Genomic DNA, 22,608 nt, shown 5'->3' with positions numbered 1-22,608 from the left:
GGCCCGGGTGTCGCCGTTAGTGCCCCGACATGCCCTCCCGCGAGTCGGCGGCCGCCGATGCCATCGCTGGCACCTTCCACGCCGTAAGCCATCTCCTCCCGTGTCGGTCGCAGCGCCCTTGACCCCGGTCAGGCGGGTCGCCTTGCCATCTTCCATACTGGACGTGTCGGCACAGGAGACATGCCATGGTGGAACCCTTGACGGTGGAGGCGGTGTTCCGGCGTTGCCCGAGCGAGGCCTTCGATTTCGCCCTGACCAGTGATCTGGAGCCCCTGGACCCGCTGGGTGGGCAGGACCGGGCCAGGGAGGCTCTGAGCCTGGGCACGGCCATCCGCCACGACGGCTTCAACCTCTACGTGCTCGGTCCTCCCGGGCACGGCCAGCGGGATCTGGTCACCCGCTTCCTGGAGGAGCGCGCCCGGGATGCGGCGCCGCCCCCGGACCTCTGCTATCGCTACAACTTCGAAGACCCGGCGATGCCGCTGCTGCTGACCCTGCCGCCTGGTCTGGGGCGGCAACTGCGCGGCGATATCGAGCGGTTGATCGAGGAACTGGAGACCGCGATCCCGGCCGTCTTCGAGAGCGACGAGTACCAGAACCGGGTGCACGAGCTGAAGCAGGCCATGGGGGAGCGCCAGCGCGACGCCGTCGAGGCGGTGCGCCGCGAGGCCAGGGAGCACGACATCCTGTTGCTCTCGACCCCCGGCGGGTTCACCTTCGCCCCGGCCGCCGGTGACGAGATGATGTCCCCCGAGGACTACAAGGCCCTGGAACCGGAGGAACGCGAGCGCATCGAGCGCACCGTGGAGATCCTCCAGGAGAAGTTGACCCACGCGATCCGGCAGATGCCTCGCCTGACCAAGTCACTCCGCGAGCAGGTCAATGCCCTCAACGAGGAGATGCTGCAGTCGGTCATCGGTGCGCCACTGGCGGAGCTCGAGGAGCGCTATGCCGAACATGCGGGCGTCCTGGCGCATCTGCAGGCGATTCGCGAGGCGATCCTCCTGCATGGCGAAGCCTTCCATGCCGATGACCCCGAGGTCCCTCCCGAGGCCATCTTCAGTCGCTTCCGCCTCAACCTGCTGGTGGACAACGCCGATGCCCGCGGGGCACCGGTGGTCTACCAGGACCTGCCCTCCCACCAGCATCTGGTGGGTCGCATCGAGCATCATGTTCAGAACGGCACCCTGGTCACCGATTTCCTGCTGATTCGCGCCGGTGCCCTCCATCGCGCCAGCGGAGGCTACCTGATCCTGGACGTACGCGGCCTGCTGACGCAGCCCGGGGCCTGGGACACCCTCAAGCGGGTGCTGGACGGCGGGCAGATCCGCACCGAGTCCCTCGAGAAGGCCTATGGCCTGATCAGCACCCTGACCCTGGAACCCGAGCCGGTGCCGCTGGACGTCAAGGTCGTGCTGCTCGGTGATCGCCTGCTCTACTACCTGTTGTGTGAGCATGACCCCGACTTTCTCGAGCTGTTCAAGGTGCAGGCCGACCTGGAGGACGAGCTGGACCGCGATGCCGACCGCCTGGGGCTGTATGCCCGGATGGTCGCGATGCTGGTACGCGAGGCCGGGCTCAAGCCGCTCGACCCCGAGGGGGTCGCGGCGGTGATCGAGCGGGCCAGTCGGCTGGCCGATGACCAGAACAAGCTCACCGCCCGACATCGAGACCTGCATGACCTGCTGGTGGAGGCCGACCATTGGGCCGATCAGGCCGGCGAGGCGGTGATCGGCCGCGGTCCGGTCGAAAGGGCGGTGGCCCAGCAGCGCCGGCGGGCCGACCGGCTGCAGCGACGCAGCCTCGAGTTGATCGCCCGGGGCACGGTGATGATCGCCACCCGGGGGCTGCGGGTCGGCCAGGTGAATGGCCTGTCGGTGGTGCGGCTGACCGAGCACGGCTTCGGCCAGCCGATGCGCATTACCGCCACCGCCCGACCCGGGGCCGGGCAGGTGGTGGATATCGAGCGCGAGGCCAAGATGGGGGGGCCGATCCATACCAAGGCGGTGATGATCCTGTCTCGCTACCTGGCCAGCCGCTATGCCGGCGACACGCCACTGTCACTGTCCGCGAGCCTGGCCTTCGAGCAGAGCTATGGCGGTATCGAGGGCGACAGTGCCTCGGTGGCCGAGGCCTGCGCGCTGATCTCGGCGATCGCCAGTGTGCCCCTGGACCAGGCCTTCGCCGTCACCGGTTCCATCAACCAGCATGGCGAGGTCCAGGCGGTGGGCGGCGTCAACGAGAAGGTTGAGGGCTTCTTCACGGTGTGCCGCGAGCGGGACGAGCTGACCGGCGAGCAGGGGGTGATCCTGCCGGCCGCGAATGTCGAGCATCTGATGCTCGGCCGAGAGGTCCGCGACGCCATGGCGGCGGGGCGCTTCCGGCTCTATGCCATCCGCCACGTGGACGAGGCCCTGGCGCTGCTGGTCGAGGCCTCCGGGAAGGGAGCGCGCCTGGAGTCGCGGGTCAAGGCCAGGCTCTCGAGCTTCCGCAAGGCGGTGACACGCCATCGGGACAAGTCCGCCGCCGGCGGTGAGGAGGGGCAGCGTGACCAAGGCTGACGATCCCCGGGAGGCCGGGGCCGATGAGGCCATGCTGGCCGCGGCCCGGGTCCTGGCCCTGCTGGACGCCTCGCAACACAGCCTGGCGGCGCTATCCCTGGCGGTGGAGCTGGCCGAGCGCGAGGGGGTCGAGCTGGTGGCCCTCTACGTCGAGGATCAGGATCTCCTGCACAGCGTGGCCTTTCCGTTTGCCCGTGAGATCGGGGCTGTCTCGGGGCTGGCCCGGCGCCTGACGACCCCCCAGCTCGAGGCGAGCCTGGCCCGTCAGGCACAGCGGGTCGCCCGGGCGCTGGAAGGCGCGGTCGCCGGGCGAGAACTCCGGCATTCGCTGCGCATCAGTCGCGGGCGCGTGATCAGCGAGGCCCTGTCGATTGCCGGGCCGGGCGATGTGATGCTGCTCGGCCGGTCGGGGGTAACCAGTGGCTGGGGCGGCGCGCTGGGTTCCACCAGTCGTGGCCTGATCCTCTCGGCCCCATGTCCGGTCGTCATCTGGGATGACCAGGGCATCCCGGTGGCGCCGGGTCCCCTGCGGGTGCTGGCCGATCCGCGCCAGGGCGAGGCTGGGCTGATTCCCGGGCCCTTGGCGGCGCTCTTCGACACGCTCGAGCCGATCCCCAGGAGCGATGCGGCGACCCTGGCACGGCGCCTGGCGGTGTGCCGCAACGGGGCCCTGCTGCTGCATCGCGGCGAGCTCGAGACGCTGCTCGGCGAGGATCCTGACTGGCTCCTGCGGCTGACGATCCCGCTGGTGGTGGTGCCCTGAGCGATTGGCGTCCACAGCGTGCCAGCCATTTGGCATCATGGGCGCCCCGTAGTCGACGTGAAGGACCTCTTGATGGCGTATTTCCTGGTGATGGGTGGCCTGGCCCTGTCGGTATGCTTCACCCTGGGCTGGGCACTGTGGCGTGCAGTGAGCTGGCTCGCCGGCCGGCTGGGGGGTGGCCCCCGCCGCCGGACGCGCACCAGGCGTCCCGCCGCCCGCCCGACCCGACGCCGCCAGGCCGAGCAGCCGTCGGCAGCGTCCCCCTGGCGCCTGACCCGCGCCGTGGCGCCCCTGGGGTCGGCGCTGCCCCTGGGCCTGGTGACCCTGCTGCTGTATGGCGGCAGCCTGCTGGCGGCCCATGGCATGGCCGCCCGCTCCCGGCCGGCGCCCGGCGCCTTCCACCGGCTGGTCGAGGGCCTCGGTTGGACCGCCGCCGGGCTGCTCGGGATGTCGCTATTGGGCCTGGTGGCGGCCTGGCGGTGTCGGCGCTGAGCCGACATCGCCTATGCTGGTGGGGCTTTGTCGCGATCATCACGGGAGCCGAGGCCATGGAGAGACATCCCCCGCCATTCCGCCGTCGACTGGGTCAGGCGGTGCTGGGCACCCTGCTGGTGCTCATCCCCCCGCTGAGCCAGGCCGAGTCGTCGTTCGAGTACCAGCGTCCTGACGCCTCCGATCTCGGCGATCAGGCCCGCCTGTCCGGCGAGGCGGCCGAGCCCTTCGCCATCGTCACACCGCACCCGCTGGCCAGCGACGTGGGCCATCAGGTCCTCGCCGCCGGAGGCTCGGCCATCGACGCCGCCGTCGCCGCGCAGCTGGTACTGGCCCTGGTGCACCCCCAATCCAGCGGCATCGGCGGTGGCGGTTTCCTGATGCACTTCGACGGGGAGCAGGTGCGGGCCTTCGACGGTCGGGAGAGTGCGCCCGCTGGGGTGGACGAGACCTTGTTCATGGACGGAGAGGGCAAGCCGCTGACCTTGCCCGTGGCTGCCTCCAGTGGCCGTGCCGTCGGGGTGCCGGGCATGCTGAGGATGCTGGAGGTGGCCCACAAGGCTCACGGCCGCCTGGCCTGGGCGAGCCTCGTCGCGCCGGCCATCACGCTGGCCGAGCAGGGGGTCCCGGTGAGTCACCGCTTGCACCATGAGCTGGCGGCGGCCGCCGAGCTCGCCGACGACGGCGCGGTGGCCGCCCTCTACTTCACGGAGGACGATGACCCCCTGCCGGCAGGCAATACGCTGACCAATCCCGCCCTGGCGGCGATCCTCCGCCTGATCGCCGAGCAGGGCAGTTCGGCGCTGCATACCGGCGCCGTCGCCGAGGACCTGGTGGCCCGGGTCCAGGGACATCCCGAGCTGCCAGGCGCAATGAGCCTCGAGGACCTCGCCACCTATGTCGCCAAGGAGCGCGAGCCGCTTTGTGTCCCCTGGCGGCGCTGGCGGGTCTGTGGCTTCCCGCCGCCGTCCTCAGGGCACCTTTCCATCATGCAGATGCTCGGCATGCTCGCCGAGCTCTCCCCGCTGGAGGCGCCGTTGGAGAAGGGGCGGCCGACAGCGGCCTGGCTGCATCGCTTCGTCGAGGCGTCGCGGCTGGCGCTCGCCGACCGCAACCGCTACATCGCCGATCCGGGCTTCGTCGACCCGCCGGGCGGCGACTGGTCGACGCTGCTGGCCGACGATTACCTGGCCAGTCGCGCCGACCTCATCGGCGAGCAGCGCCTGGACGATGATCAAGTGGGAGCGGGCAACCCGGGCGCCCTGGACAGCGCCTGGGCGATGTCGCCCGTCCAGGCGGAGCACGGCACGAGCCATATCAGCGTTATCGATGCCGCGGGACAGGCCGTGGCCGTGACCACCTCCGTCGGACAGTCGTTCGGGGCGCGACTGCTGGCCGATGGGGGGACCGGCAAGCCCGGTGGCTATCTGCTCAACAGCGGGCTGACCGATTTCTCCTTCCGCCCGGCGGATCAGCAGGGCACCCCGTTCACCAACCGGGTGGCCGCCGGCAAGCGGCCGCGTTCGAGCATGAGCCCGACCCTGGTCTTCGACCGGGAGAGCGGCGACCTGGTGGCGAGTCTGGGGACCTCCGGCGGCGCTGCCATCGTCCATTACCTGGCCAAGACCTTGGTGGCCCTGCTGGACTGGCAGCTCGACCCGGCAACGGCCATCGGCCTGCCGCATGTGGTCACGCGTGAGGGGCTGGTCCGTCTCGAGGCGGATGGCTATCCCGAGGCGGTGCGCAGCGCCCTCGCCGAGCGAGGGCACGATGTCGAAACCGGTGCGCTGACCAGTGGCCTGCAGGTCCTGCGGCGTGGCAACGATGGCCTGGTCGCTGCCAGCGACCCGCGAGGAGGCGACACCGCCGGCGAGGACTGACGCGGCCGTCATCCCCGCAGCCAGTTGCGCAGCTTGACCAGCATCAGGGCCCCGTCGCCGAGCCGGTGGCGTTCGGCGATCAGCGCCGCCAGCCGGTCCGGGCGGTCGGTGATGATGCCGTCCACGCCGAGGTCGATCAGCCGCGACATGCGTGCCGGGTCGTTGATGGTCCAGGCATAGAGCCGGTAGCCATAGTGGTGGGCGCGGCGCACCTCGTCTGCGTCGATGCGGTTGTGGCGCAGGGCCAGGGCATCGAAGCCATGTCGCGGCAGGGTGCCGCGCATCACCAGCTGAGCCAGCAGGATGGTGCGGGCCCGGGGGGCCTGGCGCTCGATCTCGGCGAGCAGCGAGTAGGCCTGGGTCGCCAGCGCCACTTGCTCCAGCACGGCGGGCTCCCCACAGGCGGCGCGCCGGATGCCGTCGGGGGCACGCTCGCGGCAGGCCAGGCGTGCCGAGCGTTCCTTGGCCAGGACATCGAGCACCTGCCGCACCAGGGTCGGACCGTTCCCCGCCGAGGGCTTGAGCTCGATCATCAGGCCGGCGCGCCCACGGACCCGGACCAGCGCCTCGTCGAGGCCGGGAATCCGGGTGCCCACATAGGGATCGCCGAACCAGCTGCCCACGTCCACCTCGTCGAGGCTGGCTCGGTCGAGGCTGGCGATGCGCCGGGCATCGCCGGAGAGCCGGGCCAGGCTGCTGTCGTGGTGGAGCACCACCTGCTGATCGGCGGTCAGGCGGGCATCGACCTCGATCAGGTCGGCGCCGTCGACGATGGCCTGATCGATGGCTGCCAGGGTGTTCTCCGGGGCCTTCAGCGAACTCCCCCGATGGGCAATGATCGCCACCTCCTCGCGCAGCTCGAAGCGGTTGACGATCAGCCAGGCCTGACCGATCGCGAACAGCACCACGGCCAGCTCCACGGCCCAGGCCAGTCGGCCCGGATGGGCGCCGACGGGTGGGGCGGGCGGCCTGGGCTCGCGATGCGCCAGGCGCAGGTACAGGCAGGCTCCCATCAGGGCGTTGGCGGCGATGCCGAGGAAGGTGATGGCCAGGGTGACCAGCACATACAGCCCCACATAGCCGAGCATGGCGGGAACCAGCACCGCCCGGCGCTCGGGCAAGTGCCCGAGCAAGGGCGTGAAGAGGGCATCGAAGGCGGCGCTCGCCGCGAGTGGCAGGGCGAGGATCACCGCCAGCAGCACCAGGATCGACAGCGCGATGTCATGCCCGCGGCTGCGGGTCAAGGCGACGCTGCGGGCCAGGGCACGTCGCGGGGACGCCTCCTCGAGGATCAGCACCGGCAAGGCCAGGTGCCAGCGCGTGTAGAGGGTGGCGGCCGCCACCGCCCAGAGCAGTACCAGCGGCAGGGCCGCGGCCAGGAAGCCCCAGAATGCCGGCGGGCGCACCTGCTGGACGTAGTAGGAGTCCAGGCGGCCCAGCAGAAGGTCGTGCAGCCCCACCAGGGCCAACACCAGCGGCAGCGCCAGCAGCAACTGGCTGCCGACCTGGAGCACGACCAGGCCGCACAGCGATGGCAGCCGCCGCAGGCTGCCCCACAGGGCCTCGAAGGCCAGGCGGACGTGATGGTCCCGCGGGCGCACCGCGACCAGGGTCATGCCGGCCTGCTGCAGGTACAGCAGCAGGAAGATGACGCCCAGGGCGGCCAGCAGCCAGGCCTGGCCTGCGGGGGTCAGCAGGATCTCGAGCAGGGCCCCCGGGGAGAGCAGTGGCCGGCCAAAGTGTCCGAGCAGGTGAGCCAGGGCCCAGCCCGCCGCCGGCAGCAGCAGGCTGGAGGCCAGCAGCGTGAAGAACAGGTGATAGGCGACGAGCGGGCGCAGGTGCTCGCGCAGGCTGCGCAACACATCGCCGGTCAATCGGGGCAGGGCCAGCATGAACGACGCGATGGTGAGGTCATGGCCTCAGGGTGGCACCCTCCGGGGGAGCGGGGCAATCCCAGGGGCGATCACGGCAGCGTCAGGCGCTGGTCGGCGACCAGGATGCCGTTGTTGTCGGCGTAGACCCACTGGCCGGGGGTGATCGTCACCCCGGCGAAGCTGACCGGGAGATCCCGCTGGCCCTCGCCGCGTTTCTCGCTCTTGCGGGGGTGGGCGGCCAGTGCCTGGATGCCGAGGTCGGTCTCGGCCAGGATGTCCACGTCGCGCACGCAGCCGTACAGGATCACGCCGGACCAGCCGTTGCCGGCGGCCTGCTCGGCCAGCATGTCGCCGAGCATTGCGCAGCGGGTCGAGCCGCCGGCGTCGACGACCAGTACGGCCCCGTCGCCGGGCTCGGCGACGGCCTGCTTGACCAGCGAGTTGTCCTCGAAGCATTTCACGGTGCGCACCGGTCCGCAGAAGGCCTCCAGGCCACCGAAGTTGACGAACAGCGGCTCGAGGACCGCGACTTCCGGATAGGCGTCGCAGATATCGGGGGTGACGATGGACGTCATGGGAACCTCGCAGCGATGATAGTGAGGCCCCGATGATGCCACAGACGGGCGAGGGGAAAATGCCCCCTTGGTGGGGGGAGAGCATGAAAAAAAGCGCCCCGGACGGGGCGCTTCGGTGGTCGACGGACCCGCCGGGCGGCGGGCCTTCGATGGTGCGAGCATCGGCGTCGATGGTGGGGCTCAGGCCTCCTGAGCCACCGGGATCACGTTCGAGGCAGCCTTCTGGAACTCCTCGATCTCGTGGAAGTTCATGTAGCGATAGATCTCGCCGGCCATGGCGTCGAACTCGCCCATATAGCGCTGGTACTCCTCGACGGAGGGCAGCCGGCCTTCCACCGCGGCGACCGCGGCCAGCTCGGCGGAGGCCAGGTAGACATCGGCGCCATCGCCCAGGCGATTGGGGAAGTTGCGGGTGGAGGTGGAGACCACGGTGCTCTTGGCGGCGACCCGTGCCTGGTTGCCCATGCACAGCGAGCAGCCGGGCATTTCCATGCGGGCCCCGGCGCGGCCGTAGATGCCGTAGTAGCCTTCCTCGGTCAGCTGGTGCTGGTCCATCTTGGTCGGCGGTGCCAGCCACAGCTTGGTCTTCAGGCTGCCGGCGGGCTGCTTCTCGAGCAGCTTGCCGGCGGCGCGGAAGTGGCCGATGTTGGTCATGCACGAGCCGATGAACACCTCGTCGATGGACTGGCCGGCCACCTCGGAGAGCAGGCGGGCATCGTCCGGATCGTTCGGGGCGCACAGTACCGGCTCGGCCAGCTGGTCGAGGTCGATCTCGATGACCTCGGCGTACTCGGCGTCCTTGTCGGCGCGCATCAGGCTCGGGTTGGCCAGCCACTCCTCCATGGCCAGGATGCGGCGCTCGATGGTGCGCCTGTCACCATAGCCGTTGGCGATCATCCACTTGAGCAGGGTGATGTTGGACTTCAGGTACTCGGCGACCGAGTCCTCGCCCAGGGTAATGGTGCAGCCGGCCGCGGAGCGTTCGGCGGACGCGTCGGAGAGTTCGAAGGCCTGCTCCACGGTGAGGTCCTCGAGCCCCTCGATCTCCAGGACGCGACCGGAGAAGGCGTTCTTCTTGCCGGACTTCTCGACGGTCAGCAGGCCCTGCTGGATGGCGTAGTAGGGGATGGCGTGGACCAGGTCACGCAGGGTGACGCCGGGCTGGCGCTTGCCCTTGAAGCGCACCAGCACCGATTCCGGCATGTCCAGCGGCATCACCCCGGTGGCGGCGGCGAAGGCCACCAGACCGGAGCCCGCCGGGAAGGAGATGCCCATCGGGAAGCGCGTGTGAGAGTCGCCGCCAGTGCCCACGGTATCGGGCAGCAGCATGCGGTTCAGCCAGGAGTGGATGATGCCGTCGCCCGGGCGCAGCGAGACGCCGCCGCGGTTCATGATGAAGTCGGGCAGGGTGTGGTGGGTCTCCACGTCCACCGGCTTCGGGTAGGCGCTGGTGTGGCAGAAGGACTGCATCACCAGGTCGGCCTGGAAGCCCAGGCAGGCCAGGTCCTTGAGCTCGTCACGGGTCATCGGACCGGTGGTGTCCTGGGAGCCCACGGTGGTCATCTTCGGCTCGCAGTACATGCCCGGGCGCACGCCGTCCATGCCGCAGGCCTTGCCGACCATCTTCTGGGCCAGGGTGAAGCCCTTGCCGGTGTCGGCGGGCTGCTCCGGCTTGCGGAAGACCTCGGAGGGCTCGAGGCCCAGGGACTCGCGGGCCTTGGCGGTCAGGCCGCGGCCGATGATCAGCGGGATACGGCCGCCGGCGCGCACCTCATCGAGCAGCAGCTGGGTCTTGAGCTCGAAGGTGGTCAGCACCTCGTCGGTGCCATGCTTGCAGACCTTGCCCTCGTAAGGGTAGACGTCGATGACGTCGCCCATCGCGAGCTTCTCGACGTCCATCTCGACGGGCAGGGCACCGGAGTCTTCCATGGTGTTGAAGAAGATCGGGGCGATCTTGCCGCCGAAGCAGAAGCCGCCGGCGCGCTTGTTCGGGACATTGGGGATGTCGTCACCGAAGAACCACAGCACGGAGTTGGTGGCGGACTTGCGCGAGGAACCGGTACCCACCACGTCGCCGACATAGGCGACCGGGAAGCCCTTGGCCTTGACCTCCTCGATCTGCTTGAGCGGACCGGTGACGCCGGGCTCCTCGGGGGTGATGCCGTCGCGCTCGTTCTTGAGCATGGCGTTGGCATGCAGCGGGATGTCCGGGCGCGACCAGGCATCCGGGGCCGGGGAGAGGTCGTCGGTGTTGGTCTCGCCGGGCACCTTGAACACGGTCAGGGTGATCTTCTCGTCGAGGGCCGGCTTGGAGAGGAACCACTCGGCCTCGGCCCAGGACCGGATGATGTCCTTGGCCACGGTGTTGCCGGCCTTGGCGCGCTCGTCGACGTCGTGGAAGGCATCGAACATCAGCAGGGTATGCTTGAGCTGCTCGCCGACCTCGCCGGCCAGCGCCTCATCGTCCAGCAACTCGACCAGGGAGACGATGTTGTAGCCGCCCTGCATGGTGCCCAGCAGCTTGACCGCATGGACGCGGTCGATCAGCGGGGACTCGGCCTCGCCCTTGGCGATCGCGGTGAGGAAGCCGGCCTTGACGTAGGCGGCCTCGTCGACGCCCGGCGGGACCCGGTTGGTGAGCAGGTCGAGAATGGCCTCTTCTTCCCCGGCGGGCGGGTTCTTCAGCAGCTCGACCAGGGCAGCCGTCTGCTCGGCGTTCAGGGGCTTCGGCGGAACGCCGGCCTGGGCACGCTCCTCGACATGTTGGCGATAGGCTTCAAGCACGTGGTGGCCCTCATTGGTTGTGATAGCCGAGTCGGGCGCGCGACGGGGCCGTCGCACGAGACAGCTCGGCGCATGAATCGACACGGTCAACGGTGGCGCAATTCTAGAAGAAACTGTCGACAATGTTAAGAACGCCCGCTGCGGCGGGCCTTGAACTTTGGTCTGCGCCGCCCTGCAGGGTGCCAGCACGCGCGTGGCGCGTTACCATGACGACGAATCAACGGAGAGGAGCAGACGATGGCCGGGCGTGTCACCTCACCCTGCGTGGGGCTCTGTTCGACCACGGTGGGCGATCGCGTCTGTCGCGGCTGTCAACGCCTGGATGGCGAGATCCGCGACTGGCCGGCCCTGACCGGCGAGGAGCGTGAGCGTCGCATGGTCGCGCTCGACGCGCTGCGCGCGGCGGTGGCCGGGCGTCACCTGGAGGTGGTGGATACCGAGGCCCTGGAGACTCAGCTGCAGCGCCATGGCATCCGCTTCCGTGCCGAGCAGCCCCCGCTGTCCCGGGCCGTGGAACTGTTGCGGGTGGGGCGCGGGCGGATCCGTGACCTGTCCCGCTACGGCCTGGCGCCACGCCAGCCGCTGGACGCCGCCGCCCTGCACGAGCGGATCTCGGCCGAGCTGATGGCGGCCGCCGAGACGCGTCGCCATGCCGCCGTGCCCCTCTCCTGAACCCCTGTACCGCCGGACGACCCCGACATGACTGCGATGCTTGCCGCGCCCGACCTCGACGACCTGCTGCCCCCGGGACTGCTCGACTTCCTGCCCTGCGCCACCCCCGATGCCTGGGTCGACTGGGCGCTGGCCAACCCCGAGCTGCTGCTGATTGACCATGCCCAGTGCGAGAAGAAGGCTGCCGCCACCGCCATGAGCCTGCTCCACCGCTACGTCGACCAGCCGCTGCTGTTGGCCAAGATGTGCCAGCTGGCCCGGGAGGAGCTGCTGCACTTCGAGCAGGTGCTCAAGCTGATGGAGGCCCGGGGCATCGTCTACCGCCAGATCGCGGCGTCACGCTATGCGGAGGGGCTGCGCCGTCACGTGCGCGGCGAGGAGCCCCACCGGCTGGTCGACATCCTGCTGGTCGGGGCGCTGATCGAGGCACGCAGCTGCGAGCGCTTCGCTCGCCTGATCCCGCACCTGGACACCGAGCTTGCCAAGTTCTATCGCGGTCTGGTTAAGTCGGAAGGGCGTCACTATGAGGACTATCTGATGCTGGCACGGCAGCTCGCCCCGGAGGCGCTCGATGCGCGCCTCGCGTTCCTCGCCGAGCGCGAGGCCGAACTGATCACCATGCCGGACACGGCATTTCGTTTTCACAGCGGCGTACCGGCCTGAAGCCGCCGCGCCGCCCAGCAGGACCGACCACCATGCGGGATGCTTCCGACGCCGTTACCCATGACGACCAGGATCGCCTGGCCCTCTTCGGTCACTTCTCGCTGACCCTGGGCGACGACGCCCTGACCCATTTCAGCTACGACAAGGTCAAGGCACTGCTGGTCTACCTGCTGCTCCACGATCAGCCGGTCAACCGGGCCACCCTGGCCGAGCTGCTGTGGCCGGACCAGGGGCTGTCGTCCGGCCGTACCAACCTGCGCCACGCGCTGCATTGCCTGCGGCAATCGCTGGGCGAGCAGGCCGAGCAGGTGCTGTCGGTGTCACGCCAGACCATCGCCTTCAAGCTGCCCGAGAGCTGGCACTTCGACCTTCACGAGCTGCAGGCCCTGCTTGATGCGCCGGCCGATGTGGCCAGCCTGGAGGCGGTGCTGGCCTGCTATCAGGGCGATCTCGTCGAGGAACTGCAGCTCAGTGCCTGCGCCGACTTCCAGCGCTGGCTGGTCCAGGTCCGCAACGAGTGGCGTCAGCGCGTGATCCGCTTCGCCGAGGCCGTGCTCGAGCAGCATGAGCCGTTGCCGGATAGCCTGCTGCAGGCGCTGGTCAGCCGCTTTTCCGGCTACGGGCCCTTCCACGAGCGGCTGGTGCGCCAACTGGCCGAGCACGGCCAGCTGGCCGCCGCCCACGAGCAGTACAATGCCTACCTGCAGCTGCTGGCGCTGACCGGCCAGCAGCCCGACCCGGCCTTCCTGCAACTGGCGCGCTACTGGTCCGACGGCAAGCCCGAGCAGAGCGCCGGGCCGAGCGGCGCCTTCTCCCGGGCACTGGCGCCCGACAGCACGCCGCTGCGCGAGGACGAGATCGAGCAGCGCCAGCTTTCGGTAATGGCGATCCGCCTGACCCTGGACGCCGACCTCTCGGCCCGCAGCGAGGCGCGGGCCTGCCTGGCCCTGCAGATCGAGCTGATGCGCTGGCTGGAACAGCAGTGCCATCACCTGGGCGGCTTCTGGTTGCCCGGCGCCACCGGCGGCCTGGGGCTGGCCTGCTTCGGCACCCATGGCCCGGCCCACCAGCTCGCTGAACTGGTGGCTCTCTACGAGCATTGTCGCCGCGTGCTGCCCGACGAGTGCCAGCGGCACTGGAACGGCGAGGGCGAGCCACCGCGAATTGCCTTCGCCGCCGGGCTCAACAGTGGTCGGGTGGTCTACCTACCCGAGCGCCACCTGGTCGATCCGCTCGGCCAGGTCACCCAGGGTGCCCTGGACCTGATGAGCGCGGCCGAGGGCAGCGAGCTGGTGATTTCCCAGGAGGCCAGCCAGCACATGCCGCCGGCCCTGGACCTGCAGCCCCGGCTGTCCTCGCGGCTGATGGCCAGCGATGGCCGGGTGCGTCTGCGGGCGCTGGTGCTGGGTACCAATGAAGGCGGGCGGGAGGCCCTGCCGCCGAGCCTGGTGGGGCGCGAGTCGGCGCTGCGCACGCTGCGTGACGCCCTGGCCCGGGCCGGCATCGGGCTGCGCCAGAGCGTCCTGGTACGCGGGCCATCGGGGCTCGGCAAGTCGGCCTTGCTGGTCGGCTTCCGCCAGCTCGAGCAGAGCCGCGAGGCGGCGATCTGCTGGCAGCCCACCACGCGGTTGTCCGTCCAGGAACCCTACGGCGTGGCGCGCCAGCTGCTACGCTGGCATCTCGGCGGGGCCATCGACGCCGAGGCCCTGGCCGAGATCGAGGGCGGGGCGCTGGATGACGATCATCGGCTGTTGCTGGAGGAGGCCCTGGGGGTGCGCGAGCCCCGCGAGATGGCGGCCCTGGCCCAGAGCGGCGAGGCCGTGGAGCTGGTGGTCGGGTTGCTGCACCGGCTGATCGGTGAGCTGGCCGCCGAGCGCACCCTGGTGCTGATGATCGATGACCTGCAGTGGCTCGACGAGCCCTCCTTCAAGGTGCTGGCCGGTCTCCAGGCCCGGCTGCCCATCAACTGTCCCTTCCTGCTGGTGGCCAGCCACCATGGCCGCGAGGCCCTGCCGGCACGGCTCGACTGGGACCAGCAGATCACCCTCGGGCGCCTCGACCCCATGCAGGCTTCGCGACTGCTGTCGCAGCTCGCCCGGCGCTACCGACTGCACTTCAGTCCGCGGCTGCGCAGCCAGATCATCGAGCGCTGCGATGGGGTGCCGCTGTACCTCCAGGAAATCTGCCGCCGCGTCGACATGGATCGCCGCGAGGGGCGCAGCGTCCAGCTGGACGAGTTGCCGCGTGGCCTGCTCGGCCTGCTGGCCAGCCGTATCGACCAGCTGGATGCCGATCGTGAGGTGGCCCATGTGGCCGCGGTGCTGGGGCGTCGCTTTCGGCTCGACTTCCTGGCCGAATGCAGCGGCTGGGAGATGTCTCGGCTGACCGCGGCCCTCGAGCAGATGTGCCGGCTGGAGATCATCGAGCCGGCCGAGGATGCCGAGGAGGGGCGTGGCTACCAGTTCACCCACCAGCTGCTCCAGGAGGCGGCTTACCTGTCCTGCCCCCGCGACGTGCGGGTCAGTATCCATCGGCAGGTGGTCGGCCTGATCGAGGAGCGCTTCCCGGTATGGATCAGTCGCCATCCGGGGGATTTCGCCACCCACCTGCGGCGCAGCGGCCACTATGCCCGCGGGGCCCGCTACTTCGAGCTGGCGGCCCGGGAGGCGCTCAAGGTCAGCGCCAATCGCACGGCGCTGCGCATGGCCGACTTCGGGCTGGCCAGCCTACGCCACGTGGAGGGCCAGCAGGAGCGTGAGATCAGCCTGCACACGGTGCGCGGCCAGGCGGCCTTCGCTCTCGAAGGGCACGGCTCGCCCACCGCCCACGAGAGCTTCGTGCGGGCCCGGGAGCTGCTGACCTGTGCCGAGGAGGCGCCGGAGGACAGCGAGGATCTGGAACAGGCCTTCCTGGTCAAGTGGGGCCTGTGGGTGGGTTGCAGCCAGCGCAACGCCCACGCCGATGCCTTCCTGCTGGCCTCGCGGCTGGCCGACCTGGCCGCGCACCTCGAGGACCCGCGCTATCGTCGCCTGGCCGACTTCGCCCGGGCGAGTTGCGAGTACTGGGCGGGACGCATCCAGCAGGCCTACGAACATCTCGAGGAGATCGATCCGCTCAACGTCTCGATGATGATCGAGTGGCTGCCGTTCTCCGACCACCCCCAGGTGGCCGCCGCCTGTTTCCAGGGCTGGGCCCTGTGCCTGCGTGGCGACTACCGCCGCGCCGAGCAGCAGGTGGAATCGGCGATCCGCCTCGCCGAGCAGATCAATCATCCCGGCAGCCTGGCCATGGCGCTGATGTATGCCGCCTCCCTGTACCGTCAGGTGGGGCACGTGCACCTGGCGGCCAATCGCGCCGAGCGGGCCTTCGAGATCACCGGCACGCCGGACCTGCACCTGTGGCAGGTCGCGGCGCGGACCGTGCTGGGCTGGCAGCGGGCCTTGTCGGGGGACCGCGAGGGGCTGACCCGCATCGAGGCCGCCCTGGAGGAACTCGCCGAGGTCACCGGTCGCGATCCCTATCAGCGGCCGGCGCTGTGGCTGGTCGATGCCTGCATGTCGCTGGGCGAGCTGGCCCGTGCCGAGGACTATCTCGATCAGTGCCTGATGATCGCTCGGGAGCGCACCACCCTGTTTGTGCCCGAGCTGGCGGTCCAGCTGGCCAGGGTACGGCATCGCCTCGGTCACCCGGCCGAGGAGGTGCGTGCGCTGACCGACCAGGCCCTGCAGCAGGCCCGCGGTGACGGCAACCTGCATCAGGAGCTGTGTGCCCTGGAGGCCTGGTTGACGCTGGTCGATCCCGACGATGAGACTGCCCGGGAGGCCTTCCGGGCGCTGCTCGGCGAGGTCAGCCACAGTGATGCCCCCGTGCTGGTGCGCTGGCGGACCCTGCTCGACAAGCGCCTGCCGCATACCGCCGACGTCGAGGATTGAGCCTGGCACTGCGGCCGGGGTGCAGTGGGCCCCGCGCCGCTAGGTGGCCACTTCCAGGCTGGCGATCCGCGCCAGTGCCTGCTCCCGGTGTTCCCCGCACAGCGCCGGGTCGAAGGCAAAGCGCTCGCACACGGCGGGTCGGCGCGGGTCGCCAAACAGTCGGCAGAGGTTGTCGTCGTCGAGCTGCACGCAGCGCACGCCGGCCGGCTTGCCGTCGGGCATCCCCGGGATGGCAGAGCTGATCGAGGGGGCGATGCAGCAGGCCCCGCAACCGGGGCGGCAGCCCGCGGTGACGGCCTCTGCGCTCATGGCCTGGCCTCCGCCAGTGCCCCCTTGTCGATGCCCTCGAAGGCCTGGACCCGGGTCGGGCGGCCGGTGTCCCGGGCGATCTCGCCGGCCAGCCAGGCGGCGATATGCTCCACGGTGGTGGGCGTGGGCAGCACCACGCAGCGTTCCCGCGGCAGGGTCAGCATGAAGCGGCCCTGGTCGGCGTGGTAGCGGCTGCTCAGACGGCCGAGGAAGGAGGCCTCGCGACCCTCGACGATATCCGCCTCGTCCACCAGGTAGCGATGCGCCAGGTGCTGCGCCCATTCCGCCTCCAGGTCGGGGCGCCGCTCGCCGTCCTGCCAGACATGCAGCCGCGAACGATGGCCGTGGGCGATGCGCTGACAGTTGCCGGCATGGCGGCGCAGCCCATGGCTGTAGGTGTAGCTCGCCCCTTCGATGGCCTCTTCGAGGAGCGTCAGGCGAATCTCGCCGACCCGTTCCGGCGGCTGGCGCATCAACTCGGTGGCCAGTCGGTCGGCCAGCCGGTCCGGGGTGACGCTGTGCCAGGGCAGCAGGGTGAAGGCCTGGCGGGGGCCGCGGACCTCCAGAGGGTAGGGCGTCTCGGTGCGCACGCAGAGGCCCTCGGGGCAGTCGCGCACGCTGACGCCGGGGGCCTCGGTGGGCACCAGCAGGGTGTGATCGGCGCCCCGATCGAGGCGCGACTTGATCCACGGCTTGACCTCGCCGAAGTCGAACAGCATGCCATCCTCGCCGAGCTCGCCGTCGAGCTCCGCATCCACGCGCCAGCTGGCGCCCATCAGGCCATGTTCGGGGCACCACAGGGAGACATCGAGGTGGGTGAGCCGGTTGACGAAAAGCGTCATCAGTCGATCCCCGCGATCTTGTGGGTCTGCAATGACAGCCGCCATTGGGGATGGCCCAGGCAGTAGGTCACGGTGTCGGCCAGGGCGGCATCGCCGCCGCCCAGGGGGGCGGTGTCCATGGGCTGCAGGAAGAAATGTCGGAAGTCCAGGTCGACGAAGCGCGAGGGCGGGGCATCGTCCTGGGGGTAGACCAGCTTGAGCTCGTCCCCCGAGGTCTGGACGAGGGGCGCGGTGCCCTTGGGGCTGACGCACAACCAGTCGATGCCGGGAGGCGCCGGGAGGGTCCCGTTGGTCTCCACGGCGACGTCGAAGCCGCGGTCGTGCATGGCCTCGATCAGGGCGCCGTCGAGCTGCAGCAGCGGTTCGCCGCCGGTGAAGATGACCTGGGGGGTGGCCGTGCCGGGTGCGTCCGGCCAGAGCATGGTCAGATGCTCGGCGAGGGCCGCGGCACTGGCGAAGCGTCCGCCGTGCTGGCCGTCGGTGCCGCGGATGTCGGTATCGCAGAACCGGCAGGCGGCACTGGCGCGATCGACCTCGCGGCCCGACCACAGGTTGCACCCGGCGAAGCGGCAGAAGACGCTCGCGCGCCCGGCCTGGCCGCCTTCTCCCTGCAGCGAGTAGAAGGCTTCCTTGACGCTATACATCGCCGGCAGCCTCGGATGCTTCGGCGGCGGTATCGGGCCGCTGAGCATAGCCCAGGGGGTCAGGGACGCCATTGGCGGCGAAGGCGGCCAGGCGCTCCCGGCAGCTGCCGCAGCGCCCGCAGGCCAGGGGCTCGCCGCGATAGCAGGTCCAGGTCGCGGCGTAGTCGAGGCCCATGGCGAGGCCGTCGGCGAGGATCTCGGCCTTGCCGGCCCTCAGGTAGGGGGCATGGATGGAAACCGGCGCGAAGTTGGCGATGCCGGCGACGGCGTTCATGGCCGTGACGAACTCGGGACGGCAGTCCGGATAGAGCACGTGGTCGCCGCCATGGGCGCCGTAGTCGACCCGGTCGGCGCCGATGTTCACGGCCTTGGCGATGGCCAGCGACAGCAGCATCATGTTGCGGTTGGGCACCACGGTGTCGGCGAGGTTGTCGGCGGCGTAGTCCCCTTCGGGCATCTCACGGCTCGCGTCGGTCAACGCCGAGTTGTCGATCAGGCCGTGGATGGCCCGGATGTCGACCACCTGGTGGGGGAGGTCGAGATCACGGCAGACCCGGCGGGCCACCTCGAGCTCCTTGGCGTGGCGCTGGCCATAGTCGAAGGACAGGGCATGCACCTCGCGGCCCTCGCGCAGGGCGCGGTGCAGCACGGTGTAGGAATCCATGCCGCCGGAGTAGATGACCACGGTGGCAGGGGAAGCGGGTTTGGACATGGGGTACCTGTGGGTCGGAGAATTTTCTTAACCGGGGTCCGGTCCGGCAGGTCGCCTAGTGTACTTGACCGGAAGGACAGGCGCCAAGCGGGCTCGCCCTCCGGCGCTATCGCCGTTCCTCGGGGGCCCGGACGACAGGTCGACGAGGAGGCGCTATGCCCCCTCATGGGCGCTCCTGTTGCCATCCTTGGTCAAACGCCCCCTCTGCGAGCTGTCCCCGGCGCCCCTCACCACTTGCGCCTCGACCCTACCGCTCGTCCCTCGTCCCTCGTCCCTGCTATAATCCGTGCCCCTTCACACCCTGCGCCCTCGCGCGCCATCGTCCTGACAACGGTGAACTCCATGAAAGCCCCCGAACTGCTGTCGCCCGCCGGCACCTTCAAGAACATGCGCTATGCCTTCGCCTACGGGGCGGATGCCGTCTACGCCGGCCAGCCACGCTACTCGCTGCGCGTGCGCAACAACGACTTCAAGCTCGACAACCTGCACAAGGGCATTGCCTACGCTCACGAGCGGGGCAAGCAGTTCTACGTGGCCTCGAACATCGCGCCGCACAACAGCAAGCTGAAGACCTACCTGCGCGACATGGAGCCGGTGATCGAGGCGGGCCCCGACGCGCTGATCATGTCCGACCCCGGCCTGATCATGATGATCCGCGAGCGCTGGCCCGAGCAGGTCATTCACCTCTCGGTGCAGTCCAACGTGGTCAACTATGCCGCTGCGCGGTTCTGGCAGCAGCAGGGCATCAGTCGCATCATCCTGTCGCGCGAGCTGTCCCTGGAGGAGATCGCCCAGATCCGCGCCGAATGCCCGGACCTGGAGATCGAAACCTTCGTCCACGGCGCCCTGTGCATCGCCTATTCGGGGCGCTGCCTGCTGTCCGGCTACTTCAACCACCGGGACCCCAATCAGGGAACCTGCACCAATGCCTGTCGCTGGAAGTACAACACCGTGGCGGCAGCGGAAGACGAGACCGGTGATCTGGTGCCGGCCAATTCGGCCCGCGCCCATGCCGCCAGCGGCATCTGGACCCCCGGGCAGGGCGGCGGCATGATCGCCTCCGCCGGGGGCAGTGCCGAGGTGAGCACCGCCAGCGCCGGCGGCGTGGAGGGCCAGGACGAGCTCTCGGCGCTGATCGAGGACCGTACCCGGCCCGGTGAGCTGATGCCGGTCTTCGAGGACGAGCATGGGACCTACATCATGAACTCCAAGGACCTGCGCGCGGTGCAGCACGTGCCACGGCTGACCGAGATGGGGGTCACCTCGCTGAAGATCGAGGGGCGCACCAAGTCCCACTACTATGTGGCGCGTACCGCCCAGGTCTATCGGCGGGCCATCGACGACGCCGTGGCCGGCCGGCCCTTCGACATGCGGCTGATGGACGAGCTCGACAACCTGGCCAACCGCGGTTACACCGAAGGCTTCTATCGCCGCCATGTGCATGACGAGTACCAGAACTACGAGCAGGGCAACTCGGTGGGCGTGCACCAGCAGTTCGTCGGCGAGGTCACTGGCTACGATCCCGACCGCGGCGTGCTGGAGATCGACGTCAAGAACCGCTTCGAGGTCGGCGATGGCATGGAGCTGATGCTGCCCGGCGGCAACCGCCGCTTTACTCTCGAGCACATCGAGAATCGCCGGGGCGAGAGCGTGGGCGCGGCCCCCGGCTCCGGCCATGTGGTACGCATCCCGGTGCCGGGCGAGGCCATTGCGCCGGAGCGGATCGAGTTCGCCCTGCTGATGCGCGACCTGAACTGAGCCTCCGGTGCGGCCGCCGGGCTGGACACCGCCGGCCGCCTTCGGGGAAGCTGGGCCCTGCAGGGACAGCCCTGCTTCCCGATGATATCGACCAGAAGGAACCGGCATGGCCATCATCGAGCACAGCGCCACCCTCGCGGCGCCGCCCGAGCGGGTCTTCAGCCTGCTCGAGCGGGTCGAGGACTTCGTCGATTACTCCGACCTGATCCGGGCCATCGAGCCGCTGGGGGATGGGCGCTATCGCTGGTACGTGCACGCCGTGGGCATGGACTGGACCTTCGAGGTGGCGATCACCGAATCCCGGGCGCCGGAAGTGCTGGCCTGGGAGTCGTTGAGTGGCGTCCACAATCGCGGCCGCTATCGGCTCACGCCGGTATCCGAGGGCACCGAGGTGGCCTTGACGCTGGAATACGAGATCAAGAACCGCCTCGTGGAGAAGGCGGTCAACCGGGCGGTCCGGCCGCTGGTCAACAGGGTCAGCCAGCAGATCCTCGATCGGGTCGAGGACCGGCTCTAGACCGGGGCGCGGCGTAGCGCCCGGCCTCTCGCTCAGCCCGGGCGGACGGTGGAGACCCGGGCACGGCCGTCGCGCTTGGCGCGATACATCTGCCGGTCGGCAGTGGCGATCATCTCCTGGGCCGAGCCGATGGGGGCATCCTCGAGGCTGGCGATGCCGATGGAGGCGGAGACGAACAGCGGCTCGCCGGCGACCTCGGCCATTGGCTGGGCCACCAGCAGTGCCAGCAGGCGGCTGGCCACCACCCGGGCCCCGTCGCTGGTCTCGCCCGGCAAGATCACCACGAATTCCTCCCCGCCATAGCGGCCGGCCAGGTCGCCTTCGCGTACCAGTTCCCGCAATGCCGAAGCGAAGTTGATCAGCACCCGGTCGCCCAGGCCATGGCCGTGGCGGTCGTTGAGCTGCTTGAAGTGATCCAGGTCGATGAACAGCAGGGCCAGGGCCCCGGCCTGCGCCGTGGTCTCGTCCAGCCGCTGGTCCAGGCAGTGCTCGAGCCAGGCCCGGTTGGCCAGTCCGGTCATCGGGTCGGTGTGGCTGCGCTGTTCCAGGGCCGCGTTCTCGCGTCGCAGGTCGTCGAGTTCCCGATGGCGCTGCTGGAGGCGCGTACTGAGCGACAGGGTCAACTCGACCAGCCGCTGCTTGCCCTGGTGCAGCAGGTCCTCGTCGTCCAGGGCCAGCGGTTGGGTCAGGGCCAGCAACTGGGACATGGCCGGCAGCCGGGCATGCAGCGCCTGGAGCAGGGGCGCCAGGGGCATGGCCTGCAGGCCCTCCAGGTGCTCGAGCTGCTGGGCAAGCCTGGCCAGCGCCACTCCCGGGTCCGGGGCCAGCCGAGCATCGGCGATGCGTCCGGATAGCCTCAGGCAGAGCCGCGCCATGTCGCCGTCCTCCAGGGGGCCGTGACTGTCGGCGATGCACCGGGCAAGCCCCGGCGGGACGCCCCAGCTCAACGCCAGCCAGGCCCCGATCAGGGCATGATCACAGCCATAGGCGTCATGCTCCGCCAGCATCAGTCTCAGGTGCTCGCCGTGATGAGGCAGCTGTCGACGGTACGCTTCGTCGTCCAGTGCGAGCAGGCCGATCACGCCGATGTCCTGCAGCAGCGCGCTGGTGAAGAGCAGGCCCGCGCTCTCGGGGCACAGCCGCTGGGCCAGTTCCCGGGCGGCCACCGAGGCGATCACCGCGCGGTGCCAGAGCGGTTCCGGGATGCGCGCGGCCTGCAGGCCGAAGCTCATGACGGCGGCGAGGGTGGCCTCGCTGCCCAGGCGGCTGACGGCGTCGTGGCAGGTCACCACATCCTGGCCGGCCCGCCGGTAGTAGGCGCTATTGGCGAGTGCCACCACGCGCAGGGTCAGGGCCGGGTCTGGCTCAATGGCGCGGGCGAACTGGTCGGTGCCGACCTCCTCCTCGCGTGACAGCCGCAACACCTGCGACACTGCGGCCGGCAGTGACGGCAGGGTCTGGCACTCCTGGAGCCGTCTCGACAGGCCTGCCGGGAGGGCTTGCAGGTCCGGGGCCGCCGAGGCTTCGGCAAGGACTGGCGAATCGGTGTCGTGCACGCCGTTGCTCCTGGGTGGGATGGGCCGGATGATCCGACGGGCCGCGAAAGGCGTCAGCCTTGCCGCCCGCACGC

At 69.8% G+C, this 22,608-nt stretch carries 17 protein-coding genes; 9 read left to right on the top strand and 8 right to left on the bottom strand.

All coding sequences use genetic code 11. The features are described from left to right. The first annotated feature begins 185 nt into the window (after nucleotides 1-185). The 4 genes from EKG36_RS02590 (at nucleotide 186) to EKG36_RS02575 (ending at nucleotide 5,696) form a co-directional block, all read left to right on the top strand. Nucleotides 186-2,561 (top strand): Lon protease family protein, encoded by a 2,376-nt coding sequence (locus EKG36_RS02590; protein ID WP_126480740.1) that lies wholly within the window; start codon nucleotides 186-188, stop codon nucleotides 2,559-2,561. Then, nucleotides 2,548-3,324 (top strand): universal stress protein, encoded by a 777-nt coding sequence (locus EKG36_RS02585; RefSeq protein ID WP_126480738.1) that lies wholly within the window; start codon nucleotides 2,548-2,550, stop codon nucleotides 3,322-3,324. The genes EKG36_RS02590 and EKG36_RS02585 overlap by 14 nt, the downstream gene beginning before the upstream one ends. 72 nt (nucleotides 3,325-3,396) lie before the next feature. Beyond that, the gene (locus EKG36_RS02580) at nucleotides 3,397-3,816 is read left to right on the top strand and encodes a hypothetical protein (protein WP_126480736.1); all 420 of its coding nucleotides are present in this window, start codon (nucleotides 3,397-3,399) and stop codon (nucleotides 3,814-3,816) included. 56 nt (nucleotides 3,817-3,872) lie between these two features. After that, a complete protein-coding gene (locus EKG36_RS02575) occupies nucleotides 3,873-5,696 on the top strand; it encodes a gamma-glutamyltransferase family protein (protein ID WP_126480733.1) in 1,824 nt (607 codons plus the stop codon). Between the two features lie 8 nt (nucleotides 5,697-5,704). On the opposite strand, the gene EKG36_RS02570 is transcribed toward EKG36_RS02575, so the two are convergent. The 3 genes from EKG36_RS02570 to acnB all read right to left on the bottom strand — a co-directional run bounded on the left by EKG36_RS02570 (nucleotide 5,705) and on the right by acnB (nucleotide 10,929). Next, nucleotides 5,705-7,588: a glycerophosphodiester phosphodiesterase gene (locus tag EKG36_RS02570; protein ID WP_126480731.1), complete on the bottom strand. Its 1,884-nt coding sequence runs from the start codon at nucleotides 7,586-7,588 to the stop codon at nucleotides 5,705-5,707. A 71-nt stretch (nucleotides 7,589-7,659) separates the two neighbouring features. Further along, complete coding sequence (rraA, locus tag EKG36_RS02565) at nucleotides 7,660-8,145, bottom strand: ribonuclease E activity regulator RraA (protein ID WP_126480729.1); 486 nt, start codon at nucleotides 8,143-8,145, stop codon at nucleotides 7,660-7,662. Nucleotides 8,146-8,325: 180 nt separating this feature from the next. After that, nucleotides 8,326-10,929, bottom strand: a complete 2,604-nt coding sequence (gene acnB, locus EKG36_RS02560) for a bifunctional aconitate hydratase 2/2-methylisocitrate dehydratase (protein ID WP_126480727.1) — start codon at nucleotides 10,927-10,929, stop codon at nucleotides 8,326-8,328. A 237-nt stretch (nucleotides 10,930-11,166) separates the two neighbouring features. Between acnB and EKG36_RS02555 the strand changes: the two genes are divergently transcribed. Genes EKG36_RS02555 through EKG36_RS02545 form a run of 3 tightly spaced genes read left to right on the top strand, consistent with a single transcriptional unit; the run spans nucleotide 11,167 to nucleotide 16,196 of the window. Next, entirely contained in the window at nucleotides 11,167-11,601 is a 435-nt protein-coding gene (locus EKG36_RS02555) for a DUF1289 domain-containing protein (protein WP_126480725.1), read from the top strand. 27 nt (nucleotides 11,602-11,628) lie between these two features. After that, nucleotides 11,629-12,264 (top strand): MiaE family protein, encoded by a 636-nt coding sequence (locus EKG36_RS02550; protein WP_126480723.1) that lies wholly within the window; start codon nucleotides 11,629-11,631, stop codon nucleotides 12,262-12,264. A gap of 32 nt (nucleotides 12,265-12,296) precedes the next feature. Further along, nucleotides 12,297-16,196, top strand: coding sequence for an ATP-binding protein (locus EKG36_RS02545; protein WP_126480721.1), 3,900 nt, complete (start codon nucleotides 12,297-12,299; stop codon nucleotides 16,194-16,196). A gap of 39 nt (nucleotides 16,197-16,235) precedes the next feature. Here EKG36_RS02545 and EKG36_RS02540 read toward each other — a convergent pair whose 3' ends face one another. The 4 genes from EKG36_RS02540 to queC are packed head-to-tail and all read right to left on the bottom strand — an operon-like array spanning nucleotide 16,236 to nucleotide 18,703. Next, nucleotides 16,236-16,505: a YkgJ family cysteine cluster protein gene (locus EKG36_RS02540; protein ID WP_126480719.1), complete on the bottom strand. Its 270-nt coding sequence runs from the start codon at nucleotides 16,503-16,505 to the stop codon at nucleotides 16,236-16,238. Beyond that, nucleotides 16,502-17,347 (bottom strand): 6-carboxytetrahydropterin synthase, encoded by an 846-nt coding sequence (locus EKG36_RS02535; RefSeq protein WP_126480717.1) that lies wholly within the window; start codon nucleotides 17,345-17,347, stop codon nucleotides 16,502-16,504. Before EKG36_RS02535 ends, EKG36_RS02540 begins: the two co-directional genes overlap by 4 nt. Next, nucleotides 17,347-17,991, bottom strand: a complete 645-nt coding sequence (gene queE / locus EKG36_RS02530) for a 7-carboxy-7-deazaguanine synthase (protein ID WP_126480715.1) — start codon at nucleotides 17,989-17,991, stop codon at nucleotides 17,347-17,349. The genes EKG36_RS02535 and queE overlap by 1 nt, the downstream gene beginning before the upstream one ends. Further along, the gene (gene queC, locus EKG36_RS02525) at nucleotides 17,984-18,703 is read right to left on the bottom strand and encodes a 7-cyano-7-deazaguanine synthase QueC (protein WP_126480713.1); all 720 of its coding nucleotides are present in this window, start codon (nucleotides 18,701-18,703) and stop codon (nucleotides 17,984-17,986) included. Before queC ends, queE begins: the two co-directional genes overlap by 8 nt. 342 nt (nucleotides 18,704-19,045) lie before the next feature. Here queC and trhP point away from each other — a divergent pair, with 342 nt between their 5' ends. Next, nucleotides 19,046-20,461 carry a prephenate-dependent tRNA uridine(34) hydroxylase TrhP gene (trhP, locus tag EKG36_RS02520; protein ID WP_126480711.1) on the top strand — a complete coding sequence of 472 codons (1,416 nt, stop codon included), beginning with the start codon at nucleotides 19,046-19,048 and terminating at the stop codon, nucleotides 20,459-20,461. Nucleotides 20,462-20,567: 106 nt separating this feature from the next. After that, nucleotides 20,568-20,978 carry an SRPBCC family protein gene (locus EKG36_RS02515; RefSeq protein ID WP_126480709.1) on the top strand — a complete coding sequence of 137 codons (411 nt, stop codon included), beginning with the start codon at nucleotides 20,568-20,570 and terminating at the stop codon, nucleotides 20,976-20,978. A gap of 32 nt (nucleotides 20,979-21,010) precedes the next feature. Here the strand turns inward: EKG36_RS02515 and EKG36_RS02510 are convergent, their stop codons facing one another. Next, nucleotides 21,011-22,534 (bottom strand): sensor domain-containing diguanylate cyclase, encoded by a 1,524-nt coding sequence (locus tag EKG36_RS02510; protein WP_185827459.1) that lies wholly within the window; start codon nucleotides 22,532-22,534, stop codon nucleotides 21,011-21,013. Nucleotides 22,535-22,608: the final 74 nt, after the last annotated feature.

The organism is Halomonas nitroreducens (genome assembly GCF_003966155.1).
Lineage (GTDB): Bacteria > Pseudomonadota > Gammaproteobacteria > Pseudomonadales > Halomonadaceae > Halomonas > Halomonas nitroreducens.
The sequence above is the reverse complement of the archived record's forward strand: the minus strand, read 5'-3'. Positions and strand labels throughout refer to the sequence as shown.